Annotated in this window: 8 protein-coding genes and 2 pseudogenes; 8 read left to right on the top strand and 2 right to left on the bottom strand. The window is 73.7% G+C overall.

What is annotated here, in order from left to right; genetic code table 11:
- Window positions 1-91: 91 nt before the first annotated feature.
- Window positions 92-652 (bottom strand): annotated as a pseudogene (locus ACZ45E_RS09280) (TetR/AcrR family transcriptional regulator); the annotation flags it as partial.
- A gap of 162 nt (window positions 653-814) precedes the next feature.
- Between ACZ45E_RS09280 and ACZ45E_RS09275 the strand changes: the two are divergent.
- The 7 genes and pseudogenes from ACZ45E_RS09275 (at window position 815) to ACZ45E_RS09245 (ending at window position 9,185) form a co-directional block, all read left to right on the top strand.
- Complete coding sequence (locus ACZ45E_RS09275) at window positions 815-1,690, top strand: alpha/beta hydrolase family protein (RefSeq protein WP_468218479.1); 876 nt, start codon at window positions 815-817, stop codon at window positions 1,688-1,690.
- Between the two features lie 107 nt (window positions 1,691-1,797).
- Entirely contained in the window at window positions 1,798-3,156 is a 1,359-nt protein-coding gene (locus ACZ45E_RS09270) for a sensor histidine kinase (RefSeq protein WP_468218477.1), read from the top strand.
- Window positions 3,153-3,818: a response regulator gene (locus tag ACZ45E_RS09265; RefSeq protein ID WP_468218474.1), complete on the top strand. Its 666-nt coding sequence runs from the start codon at window positions 3,153-3,155 to the stop codon at window positions 3,816-3,818. Before ACZ45E_RS09270 ends, ACZ45E_RS09265 begins: the two co-directional genes overlap by 4 nt.
- A 20-nt stretch (window positions 3,819-3,838) precedes the next feature.
- Entirely contained in the window at window positions 3,839-4,669 is an 831-nt protein-coding gene (locus ACZ45E_RS09260; protein ID WP_468218472.1) for a PaaX family transcriptional regulator, read from the top strand.
- A 184-nt stretch (window positions 4,670-4,853) separates the two neighbouring features.
- Window positions 4,854-6,269: a lipase family protein gene (locus tag ACZ45E_RS09255; protein WP_468218469.1), complete on the top strand. Its 1,416-nt coding sequence runs from the start codon at window positions 4,854-4,856 to the stop codon at window positions 6,267-6,269.
- Window positions 6,270-6,292: 23 nt separating this feature from the next.
- Window positions 6,293-7,894: an MFS transporter gene (locus ACZ45E_RS09250; protein ID WP_468218467.1), complete on the top strand. Its 1,602-nt coding sequence runs from the start codon at window positions 6,293-6,295 to the stop codon at window positions 7,892-7,894.
- A 57-nt stretch (window positions 7,895-7,951) separates the two neighbouring features.
- Window positions 7,952-9,185, top strand: a pseudogene (locus ACZ45E_RS09245) (cytochrome P450).
- A gap of 59 nt (window positions 9,186-9,244) precedes the next feature.
- Here the strand turns inward: ACZ45E_RS09245 and ACZ45E_RS09240 are convergent.
- On the bottom strand, window positions 9,245-10,087 hold the full coding sequence (locus ACZ45E_RS09240; RefSeq protein WP_468218465.1) for a diacylglycerol kinase family protein: 843 nt from the start codon (window positions 10,085-10,087) through the stop codon (window positions 9,245-9,247).
- 172 nt (window positions 10,088-10,259) lie between these two features.
- Between ACZ45E_RS09240 and ACZ45E_RS09235 the strand changes: the two genes are divergently transcribed.
- Window positions 10,260-11,543, top strand: coding sequence for an adenylosuccinate synthase (locus tag ACZ45E_RS09235; RefSeq protein ID WP_468218462.1), 1,284 nt, complete (start codon window positions 10,260-10,262; stop codon window positions 11,541-11,543).
- Window positions 11,544-11,598: the final 55 nt, after the last annotated feature.

Below are 11,598 nucleotides of genomic sequence, written 5' to 3'. Positions count from 1 at the left end.
TACCCCCCCCCCCCCCCCCCCCCCCCCCCCCCCCCCCCCCCCCCCCCCCCCCCCCCGACCCCCCCCCCCCCCCCCCCCCCCCCCCCCCCCCGGCCCGGTCCGCGTCCGCCCCGGTGGGCGCGGCCCCGGTCGTCAGCAGGCGGTAGTAGAGCGGGGCCGACACCGCCCGGACGACCTCGGCGGCGTCGGTGCCCGCGGGCAACTCGCCCCGGGCCACGGCCTCTTCGACGGCGGGCGCCCATTCGGCGACCCGCACCTCGTAGAACCGGCGCAGCGCGTCGGCCGTCCGCGCGTCACAGGTCGCCGCCGCGATCACCGCCCGGAAGAGCGGCCCCTGCCGGGCATCGGCGAGCGTCCGCCGTACGAGCTGGGCGTTGGCCGTCAGGTCGCCGTGGAGCGTGCCGGTCGCCGAGCGCGGGAGTGACTCCTGAGCCATCTGTGCGAGCAGGTCGGCGACCAGACCGGTGGGGGTGGACCAGCGCCGGTAGACGGTGGTCTTGCCGACGTCGGCGCGGCGCGCGATGTCGGCCAGGTCGAGCCGGTCGAAGCCCTGCTCGGCCAGTACGTCACCCGCGGCGTCGAGCACCGCGGCGCGGACGCGGGCGGTGCGGCCGCCGGGGCGGAGCGTGCCGGGTTCGGGTTCGCTGCTCATGACCGCCAGGGTAACGGAACGGCGGGACCGTTTACTCGGTCACTGTGTGTGTCGACGCACGTCACGGGGCTGGTAGCGTCCGTTTACCCGTTGAACCCCGCAGGTTCGCTGTTTTTCCGCATGGGGTCGCGCAATTCCATTGCGACGTCGAGAGGTTGGAGCATGCCGGACGAAGCCGCCGCACGCGACGAGGCGGAGGAGGCATCGGTCTTCTCGCACCCCGTCGTCGCGCCGGACGTCACCGTCGCGTACGGCGATCACCCGGATCAGGTCATCGACTTCCACGCGCCCCGCGACGGCGCGACCGCGGCCCCGCTGGTCGTGGCCCTGCACGGCGGCGCGTGGCGGGCCCCGTACGACAGAGCGCACCTGAGCCCGTTCGCCGACTTCCTGGCCCGGCGCGGTCTCGCCGTCGCCAGCGTCGAGTACCGGCGCGGCCGTTCGCTGCCCCACCAGGGCGCGAAGGGGCCGGTGGCCGGGCGCTGGCCGGAGACCTTCGACGACGTGGCGGCCGCCCTCGACGCGCTGCCCGCGCTCGTCGCGGAGCACCTGCCCACCGCGGACGCGCGGCGCACCGTGATCACCGGCCACTCGGCGGGCGGCCACCTCGCGCTGTGGGCCGCGGCCCGGCACGTACTGCCCGCCGACGCGCCCTGGCGCACCCCGGCCCCGCCCGCGCTGCGCGGCGTCGTGGCGCTCGCCCCCGTCGCGGACCTCGCACTCGCGCAGGAACTCGGCGTCTGCGACGGCGCGAGCGCCCAACTCCTCGGCGGCGAGGACGAGTTGTTCGAGGCGCGGCTGCCGTACGCCGATCCGGCCGAGCTGCTGCCCACCGGCATCGCGACGACCCTCGTCCAGGGCCGTGCGGACACGACGGTGCCCTACGCGGTGGCCGAGGCGTACGCGGACGCGGCGGCCAGGGCGGGCGAGGTGGTCGGCGTCACGTTCCTGGAGGGGGTCGGGCACTTCCCGCTGATCGATCCGGCGGCGGACGCGTGCGCGGTGGTCGCCGAGGAGATCGCACAACTGGCCTGGTGAGCGGCGGCCGCCCCGGCCCGCCGCGGCCGCGTAGTACTCACGGCGGACGGCCAGGACCCGTCTGACTGGGGACGACCGGGGCCCGCCCCGGGCCGTACCGTCGACGCATGACCGAGACGACCACCATCTCCGGGGCGCCCAGAGACCGCAGCCCCGAGTTCAGCCTCGCGCAGTCGGCGCTGCAAGGGCTGCGCGAGGACCTGTTCCGGGACGTGCGCGCCTACCGGCCGCTGCCCAGGGCCGCCGCGGACGGCCCGTGGACCCGCCTGTTCCCGGCCGGCCTCCGCAAGCACCTGGGGTACCTGCCGCACGCGGTCGTGCTGGGCCTCGCCCTGTTCACGCTGCTCGTGGGCATGGCGGCCTACACCGTCTTCGACGACGCGTTCCTCGCCCTGCTGACCGGGCTCATGGCGGCGGTGCCGGTGGCGCTCACCCTGCTGCGGCCGGTCCTCGCCTGGTGGCTGTCGCTCGCGGCGGCGCCCGTGCTCGTCGTGCTGACCCACGGCGATCTCTACCCGTGGTCGGCCGGCAGCATCGTGGGCCACACGGTCGTGATGACGGTGGTCGCGGCGCGCACCCGGCCGCGGACGGCGGCCTGGATATGGGTCCTCAGCGCGCTCTACTCGGTCTTCGCCGGGGAGTTCATGGGCGGTCTGGACTCGGGCGTCTCCGTCCCGATGATGGTCTTCTCCGGCGTCGCGGTCGCGATCGTCACCCTGGCCCAGGCCAACCGCACCACCAAGCGCCAGGTCGTCCAGGAGCGCACGGTCACCGCCGTCGAGCGGGACCGGCGCACGCTCCTGGAGGAGCGCACGAACATCGCCCGCGAGCTGCACGACGTCGTCGCGCACCACATGTCGGTGGTGGCGATCCAGGCGGAGGCGGCGCCGTACCGGGTCGAGAACCCGCCGCCCGAGCTGGAGAAGGCGTTCGTCACGATCCGGGAGAACGCGGTGGCGGCCCTCACCGAACTCCGCCGCGTCCTGGGCGTCGTACGGGTCGAGGGCTACGAGGCGCCCGACGCCCCGCAGCCCACCCTCGCCGACCTGGACAAGCTCCTGGAGAACGTGCGGGAGGCGGGCCTGAGCGTCACCAGGACCGTGACGGGCGCGGTCCGCGAGCTGCCCCAGGGCGTCGAACTGTCGGCCTACCGGATCGTGCAGGAGGCGCTCAGCAACACCCTGCGGCACGCGCCGGGCGCGGACGCCGCGGTCGAGGTGTCGTACGTCCTCGGCGGCCTCGGCCTGCGCATCGTCAACGGCAGGCCGAGCACCCCCGCCGACCCCTCGCCGGGCGCCGGGCACGGCATCACCGGCATGCGGGAGCGCGTGTCGATGCTCAGCGGCGAGATGACGGCCGGCCGGACCGCGGACGGCGGCTACGAGATCATGGTCTTCGTGCCGGTCGCCGCCCCGGCACCGGAGCAGCGCGAGCGCGGCGACGAGCACGACGAGGCCGGCGCATGATCAAGGTGCTGATCGCCGACGACCAGATGATGGTGCGCGAGGGGTTCTCGGTCCTGCTCGGCGCGATGCCCGACATCGAGGTCGTCGGTGAGGCGGTCAACGGGGTCGAGGCGGTCGCCAAGGTCCGCGAGCTCCACCCCGACGTCGTCCTCATGGACATCCGCATGCCGGAGCTGAACGGCATCGAGGCGACCCGCGAGATCGTCGCCGCCGACGAGGGCGCGAAGGTCCTCGTCCTGACCACGTTCGACCTCGACGAGTACGTGTACCAGGCGCTCCGCGCGGGCGCCTCCGGCTTCCTCCTCAAGGACGCGTCCGCCCGTCAACTCGCCGACGGCGTACGGGTGGTGGCGAGCGGCGAGGCGCTGCTCGCGCCGTCGGTCACGCGGCGGCTGATCACCGAGTTCTCGAAGCTGTCCGAGACGCCGAAGCTGCCGGCGGCGCAGCACCCGGACGCGTACGGCGAGCTGACCGACCGAGAGACGGAGGTGCTCGTCCTCATCGCGCAGGGGCTGTCGAACGCGGAGATCGCCGGGCGGCTCGTCGTCGCCGAGTCGACGATCAAGACCCACGTCAGCCGGATCCTGGTCAAGCTCGGCCTCAGGGACCGCACCCAGGCCGCGGTGTTCGCCTACGAAGCGCGGCTCGTCACCCCCGGCTGAGCGGCGGTTACCGTACCCGGGTGAGTACCGACACCACGCCCCGCCCCCAGTCCCTGATGCTGAGCTTCCTCGGCGACCAGGTGCTCGGGCGCGGGGTGTGCGTGTACTCGGGCAGCGTCATCGAGGTGCTCGCGCGGGCGGGCGTCGGTGAGCACGCGACCCGGTCGACGCTGACCCGGATGACGGGCCGCGGACTGCTGCGCCGTCAACGCGAGGGCAGACGCACGTACTTCGGGCTCACCGGCCGCTCCGAGGAGATCCTGCGCGACGGCGAGCGCCGCATCTGGCAGACCGGCGCCGTCAACGACGCCTGGGACGGCACCTGGTCACTGCTCGGGTTCTCGCTGCCCGACTCCTGGCAGCGCAGGCGGCACGATCTGCGCGCGCAGCTCACCTGGGCCGGGTTCGGCCCGCTCTTCAGCGGCCTGTGGATCGCGCCCGGCGCGGTGGACGTCTCCGGCATCGTCGCCGAGCTGGGCCTCGCCGCGCACGTGAAGGTGTTCCGGGCCACGGCGGACCTCGGCATGGACGTCGCCGAGATGATCCACGACACCTGGGACCTGGGCCGGCTCGCCGACTCCTACCGGGGGTTCACCGAGCAGTGGCGGCCGTACGCGGGCCGGGCCGTGCCCTGCGACCAGGACGCGCTCGCGCTGCGGCTGCGGCTCGCGGCCGACTGGCTCGGCGTCATCCGCGGCGACCCCCGGCTGCCGGTGGAGCACCTGCCGGCGGACTGGCCCGCGGGCCCGGCGCAGGAGCTGTTCCGTGCGGTGCACGAGCGGCTCGACGGGCCCGCCAAGGACGCGGCGCGGCGCGTGCTCGAAACGGTGCCGGTGAGCGCGCAGGCGTGACCCCTCCCGGGTGGGACCGGGGCTCCGCCGACAGTTGATGTTGTGCAATTCATTGACGGGCGTTCGGAAACTGCCCTACATTCCGAGCCGTTCCCGGTCACCCCGCCCACCCCCGCACCGGCTCTCAGTGCACTGAGCATCCTTCGTCCCCCCGCGCTCCTGCCCGCAGATCGGAGCCCCCGCCATGCCCGCCCGTCTCCGCACCACCACCGCCCTCGTAGCCGCCGCCCTCTGCCTTCTCGCGCCGGGCGCCGCCCGCGCCGACACCGCGGAGCCCGCCGCGGCAGGCGCCCAGCACCTCACCGGCGTCCTCGCCGACGGCGCCACCTGGATCGCCGACGTCCCCGAGCCCGGCCGGTGGAACGGCACCCTGCTCCTGTTCAGCCACGGCTTCGGGCCCACCGTCGCCCGCAACGCCCCCTCCGACGCGGCCCGCGAAGCCCTGCTCGCCGAGGGGTACGCCCTGGCCGGGTCCTCCTACGACCCGAACGGGTCCCCATGGGCACTGGCCAGCGCCGAACGCGACCAGTTCGCCACCCTCGACGCCGTCACCGCCCGGACCGGCGAGCCGCGCCGCACCCTGTCCGTGGGCCAGTCCATGGGCGGCCTCGTCAACGCGCAGATCGCCCGCGACGGAGCCGGCCGCGTCGACGGCGCCCTCGGCCTGTGCGGACTCGTCGCGGGCGGCACCGACCTCGACAACTACCAGCTCGACGCCGAGTACACGATCGCCCGGCTCCTGCTCCCCGGCGCGGAACCGAAGCTCGTGGACTTCGACTCGCAGAGCCAGGCCACCGCCACCGCCGACCGGCTCACCGCCGCCGTCACCGCCGCCCAGGCCACCCCCGCCGGACGCGCCCGCATCGCCCTCGCCGCCGCCTACCTCAACGTGCCCGCCTGGGCGCCGGGCAAGGAGAGGCCCGCCGCCGACGACTGGCAGGGACAGCAGGAGCAGCAGTACGCCTGGCTCGCCCAGGGCCTGCTCGCCTTCATCGAGGGCGGGCGGTACGCCATGGAACAGTCGGTCGGCGGCAACAACTCCTGGAACCGCGGCGTCGACTACGCCGCGCTGCTCGCCGGGTCCCCGGCCGCGCCGCGCGTCCGCGCCCTGTACCGCGCCGCCGGACTCGACCTGCGCGCCGACCTCACCGCCCTCACCGCGGGCGCCACCGTCACCGCCGACCCGGACGCCGTCCGCGAGGCCGCCCGCACCTCGTCGGCCGGCCAGGGGCTCGCCGTACCCCTGCTCGACCTCCACACCACCGCCGACAACCTCGTCCCCGTCGAACAGGAGAACCGCTTCGCCGACCGCGTCCGCGCCCGCGGCGACGGCGCGCTGCTGCGCCAGGCGTACGTCGAACGGCAGGGCCACTGCGCGTTCACCACCGCCGAGACGCTCGCCGCCGTGCACGCCGTCGAACAGCGCGTCGACACCGGCCACTGGGGCGCCGCCGCCCACCCCGCCGCGCTCCAGCGGGCGGCGCTCGCCCTCGGCCTGGACGGGGCGGCGTACGTCCCCTACCGGCCCGACGAGCTGACGGTGGGCCGCACCACCCGCACCACCCGCACCACCCGCACCGCCGCACCCGCCCAGCGCTGACGACGACGTAGGGACCTTCCACCATGGACGCATCAGCCGTGCCGGAGCCCGCGGAGAAGACGCTCCCGGCTCCCCGGCTCGCGCTCGGCACGCTCGTCGCGGGCTGCCTCGCCGTCTGCCTCGCCCAGATCGGCATCGCCATCCCGGCCACGCTCAACGGCCTCTTCCAGGAACACCTGCACCCGGTCGGCTCCCAGCTCACCTGGATCTCCGACGCGTTCCTGCTCCCCGTCACCGTCCTGGAGCTGTCGTTCGGCGTACTCGGCGACCTCTTCGGACGCAAACGGCTCCTCGTCGGCGGCGCCGTGCTGCTCGGCGCGGGCGAAGTGGTCGCCGCCGCGAGCGGCGGCATCCACCAGCTGTGGGCCGGACAGGCGCTCGCCGGACTCGGCGCCGCCGCGCTCTTCCCGACCTCCCTCGCCATGATCGCGGCGGGCACCACCGGGCACGCCCGGCGCGCCCGCGCCATCGCGCTGTGGGCGTCCTGCCTCTCCGCGGGCGGCTTCCTCGCACCGCTGCTCGGCGGCATCACGGGCACCTACGGCTCATGGCGCTGGTCCTTCGTGGTCGTGGCGATCGTCGCCGCGCTGAGCGCGCTGGTCAGCCTGGTGTGCGCCACCGACTCCTCGGCGCCGCAGGGCCGTTCGCTGGACATCGGCGGGCAGCTCACCATCGGCGTCGGCCTCTTCGCGCTGCTCTACGCCGTCATCCAGGGCCCGACCGACGGATGGGGCTCGGCGCCGGTCGTGGCCGCGTTCGTCGTCGCGGCCGTCTTCCTCGCCCTCTTCGTGGTGGCCGAGCGCCGGGCGCGGTCGCCACTGCTGCGCCTCGACCTGTTCCGCAACCGCGCCTTCGCCGTCGCCTCCGTCGTCGCCGTCGTCGGCATGTTCAGCTTCCTGGGGACCGCGTACGCCGCGAGCATCAGACTCGGCCCGATCCAGCACCAGAGCCCCATGCGGACGGCCTTCGCGTTCCTGCTCCTGAACGGCATCACGCCCTTCCTGACCCCGCTGACCTCCCGGCTGCTCGCCCGCGTCCCGGCGCGCACACTGCTCACCGCGGGGCTCGCGCTGATCGCCGCGGGCGACTTCACCGCGGCCACGCTCGACGTCGACGACCGTGCCCTCACCTCGCTGATCCTCCCCCTCGGCCTGGTCGGCACCGGCTTCGCCCTCACCGTCTCCTCCATCACGGCGACGGCCGTCAACACGGTCCCCGTCCACCTCGCCGGCATGGCCAGCGCCTCCACGAACCTGCTGCGCGACTTCGGTTTCACACTCGGCCCCGCCGTCATCGGCGCCGTCGCCCTCAGCCAGGCCGCGTCCCGGGTCACGGGCGCGCTGCCCGGCTCGTCCCTGTCCGCCGAAGCGAAGGAGGCGGCACACGAGGTGATCGACGAGGGCGGCCCGCTCGCCCTCAACTCCGTACCCGCGAACTCACCACCCGGAGGGGCCCGTTCGTTCGCCCTCGACGCGCTCGGGCACGGCTACTCGATCGGGTTCGCGGTGTGCGGAGGCGCCGCCCTGTTCGCGGCGCTGCTCGTCCTGCTCGCACTGCGGAACACCACCGAAAGCGAGCCCGCACCGAACCGCGAGGACCTGGTCATGCCGGTGGGGGAGGGCTAGAGGGACTTACGCGACACGCCCTAGAGGGACTCAGGCAACACGCCCTATCGTCCCCGCATGGATGCCAACGCGGCCCTCTCCGCCTTCGACCCGTGGTCCCCGGTTCGTCGCCGACCCGTACCCCGCGTACGCGGCGCTGCGCGAGGCCGGGCGGGTCCACCGGTTCGAGCCCACGCGCCAGTACCTGGTCCCGCACCACGCCGACGTCTCGGCGCTCCTGCGCGACCGGCGACTGGGCCGCACCTACCGGCACCGGTACACGCACGAGGAGTTCGGCCGCACCGCGCCGCCGCCCGAGCACGAACCGTTCCACACCCTCAACGACCACGGCATGCTCGACCTCGAACCCCCGGACCACACCCGCATCCGCCGCCTCGTCTCCAAGGCGTTCACCCCGCGCACGGTCGAGCGGCTGAAGCCGTACGTGGAGAAGCTGGCGGACGACCTGGTGGCGGGCCTCGTCGCGGACGGCGGCGGCGACCTGCTCACGGCCGTCGCCGAACCCCTCCCGGTCGCGGTGATCGCGGAGATGCTCGGCATCCCGGAGAGCGACCGCCCCCTGCTCCGCCCCTGGTCGGCGGCGATCTGCGGGATGTACGAGCTGAACCCGCCGGCGGAGACGGCCCGCGCCGCGGTCCGCGCCTCCACCGAGTTCACCGAGTACCTGCGGGGGCTCATCGCCGAGCGGCGCGCCCACCCCACCGACACCGACCTGATCTCCGGGCTGATCGCGGCGCACGACGAACACGCCGAGGGCACCGACCGCCTCACCGAACAGGAGATGATCTCGACCTGCGTGCTCCTCCTCAACGCCGGGCACGAGGCCACCGTCAACGCCACCGTGAACGGCTGGTGGGCCCTGTTCCGCCACCCGGACCAGCTGGCGGCCCTGCGCGCGGACCACACCCTGGTCCCCGGCGCCATCGAGGAGCTGATGCGCTACGACACCCCGCTCCAGCTCTTCGAACGCTGGGTGCTCGACGACATCGAACTCGCGGGCGTCACCCTCCCCCGCGGCTCCGAGGTGGCCCTCCTCTTCGGTTCGGCCAACCACGACCCGGCGGTCTTCCCCGACCCGGACCGCCTCGACCTGACCCGCGCCGACAACCCCCACGTCTCCTTCAGCGCGGGCATCCACTACTGCATCGGCGCACCCCTGGCCCGGATCGAGCTGGCCGCGTCCATGCGCGCGCTGCTCACCCGGGCACCGGCGCTGCGCCTCGCCGCGGAGCCGTCCCGCAAGCCCCATTTCGTGATCAGGGGCCTGGCGGGCCTGCCCGTCGCGCTGTGAGCAGCGCCCGGCGTCCGCGCCGCCCACCGGGCAGAGGGGCGGCGTTCACGGCCGTCGCCTCAGGGAAGGGCCAGGCCCCACGCCGCCACCCGGACCGTCCAGGTCCGCCTGCGCACCGGCCCGCCGAGGGCCACCGCGTCCGCCCGGTAGCGGAAGTCCGCCCCCGTCACGGTGACCGTACGGGCGGTCGCCCGCAGCGGCGCCGAGCCCGCCGTCCGCCGCACCTCGACGCGGGCGAGGCCGGTACCCGTGGCCGGGCCCACCGAGACGCCCGCCACCGGCTGGTCGAGGTCGGCCAGCGTCACGCCGTCCGCCTCGACCCGCAGCCGCACCGGGGGCCCGGGCGCCCAGGGAGCGGGGCGGGCGGGCCGCGCCGCGAGCGTGCGCGCCAGCGAGCGGCACGTACGCAGCCAGGGGCGCGCCGCGCCGGCCGGACCCGAGGGCTCAATGACGGACGGGATGCGCAGCTCCCCGAGCACCACCCCGTCGCTGTCGTCCACGAGCAGATCGAGCCGGCGCTCCGTCCCGTCCAGCGCTGCCCGCGCCGCAGCGACCGTCTGCGCGGGAATTCCGAGCGAGCGCGCGAGGGAGACCGCACCGCCCACGGGGACCAGCGAGAGCACCGCTCCGGACAGCTCCCGCTCCCGGTGCAACAGCGACACCGCGCGCAGCAGCGCCCGGTCGTCACCGATCACGACAGGGCGCCGCGCACCCCGTCTGGCCAGCGCTTTCGCGAACTCCTCCGGGCTCTCGGGCAGGCACACGCGGACGCTGGCGCCCGCACACAGCACGTCCTTGGCGATCCGTACGGACTCCCCGTCCGCGCGCCGGGCGAGGGGGTCCACGAGCACCAGAACCTGCCGTGACAGCCCCTCGTCCGCCCGGTCAATGGGATGGTCCAAAGCCGCCACCTCGGCCTTGCCTCGCTTCCTCGGGTAGCATCTTTGTGCAAGAGCCCCTTGCGCTATTGCGCCAGGGGCTTCGTCTATTCCGGGGCACCCCAAGGCTTACGCATTCTTCAGTGGCTGCGGCCCCTGACCTTGGACATGCCCCGCCCGGAAGGGGTGTACGCCTGTGCCCGCACTTGTGCTGCTCGGTGCTCAGTGGGGTGACGAAGGCAAGGGAAAGGCCACCGACCTGCTCGGTGGATCCGTGGACTATGTAGTGCGCTACCAAGGTGGCAACAACGCCGGCCACACGGTCGTCGTGGGCGACCAGAAGTACGCGCTGCATCTCCTCCCTTCCGGGATCCTCTCGCCGGAGTGCACGCCGGTCATCGGAAACGGTGTCGTCGTCGACCCGTCGGTCCTGCTCTCCGAGCTGAGCGGTCTGAACGAGCGCGGCGTCGACACGTCCAAGCTCCTGCTCAGCGGTAACGCGCACATCATCACGCCGTACAACGTGACCGTCGACAAGGTGACGGAACGCTTCCTCGGCAAGCGCAAGATCGGTACCACCGGGCGCGGGATCGGCCCGACGTACGCGGACAAGATCAACCGCGTCGGCATCCGCGTCCAGGACCTCTACGACGAGTCGATCCTCACCCAGAAGGTCGAAGCGGCCCTCGAGGTCAAGAACCAGCTCCTGACCAAGCTCTACAACCGGCGGGCCATCGAGGCCCAGCAGGTCGTCGAGGAGCTCCTCGGCTACGCGGAGCAGATCAAGGGTTACGTCGCCGACACCACCCTGATCCTCAACAAGGCGCTCGACGACGACAAGGTCGTGCTCTTCGAGGGCGGCCAGGGCACGCTCCTCGACATCGACCACGGCACGTACCCCTTCGTCACGTCGTCCAACCCGACCGCGGGCGGCGCCTGCACGGGCGCGGGCGTCGGCCCGACGAAGATCGGCCGCGTCATCGGCATCCTGAAGGCGTACACGACCCGCGTCGGCGCAGGCCCGTTCCCCACCGAGCTGTTCGACGACGACGGCGAGGCGCTGCGCCGCATCGGCGGCGAGCGCGGTGTGACCACCGGCCGTGACCGCCGCTGCGGCTGGTTCGACGCGGTGATCGCCCGCTACGCGACCCGGGTGAACGGTCTCACCGACTTCTTCCTCACCAAGCTCGACGTCCTCACCGGCTGGGAGCAGATCCCGGTCTGTGTCGCCTACGAGATCGACGGCAAGCGCGTCGAGGAGCTCCCGTACTCGCAGTCCGACTTCCACCACGCGAAGCCGGTCTACGAAATGCTGCCGGGCTGGTCCGAGGACATCACCAAGGCCAAGACCTTCGGTGACCTCCCGAAGAACGCCCAGGCGTACGTCAAGGCGCTGGAGGAGATGTCCGGCGCCCCGATCTCGGCGATCGGCGTGGGCCCCGGCCGCGACGAGACGATCGAGGTCAACTCGTTCCTGTAGGGACACGGCTCCGCACCTGTGCCCCGGTCCGCTCCGGCGGGCCGGGGCACAGGCG

The sequence above is a fragment of the Streptomyces sp. NPDC030991 genome (assembly GCF_055571235.1).
Note: the sequence above shows the minus strand (reverse complement) of the source record. Positions and strands in the feature narration are given on the sequence as shown.

What these genes read in the sequence shown, in the direction of transcription:
- ACZ45E_RS09250 (WP_468218467.1), top strand. Translation starts at nt 6,293, where the DNA reads ATGGACGCATCAGCCGTGCCGGAGCCCGCGGAGAAGACGCTCCCGGCT.
- ACZ45E_RS09275 (WP_468218479.1), top strand. Translation starts at nt 815, where the DNA reads ATGCCGGACGAAGCCGCCGCACGCGACGAGGCGGAGGAGGCATCGGTC.
- ACZ45E_RS09265 (WP_468218474.1), top strand. Translation starts at nt 3,153, where the DNA reads ATGATCAAGGTGCTGATCGCCGACGACCAGATGATGGTGCGCGAGGGG.
- ACZ45E_RS09255 (WP_468218469.1), top strand. Translation starts at nt 4,854, where the DNA reads ATGCCCGCCCGTCTCCGCACCACCACCGCCCTCGTAGCCGCCGCCCTC.
- ACZ45E_RS09270 (WP_468218477.1), top strand. Translation starts at nt 1,798, where the DNA reads ATGACCGAGACGACCACCATCTCCGGGGCGCCCAGAGACCGCAGCCCC.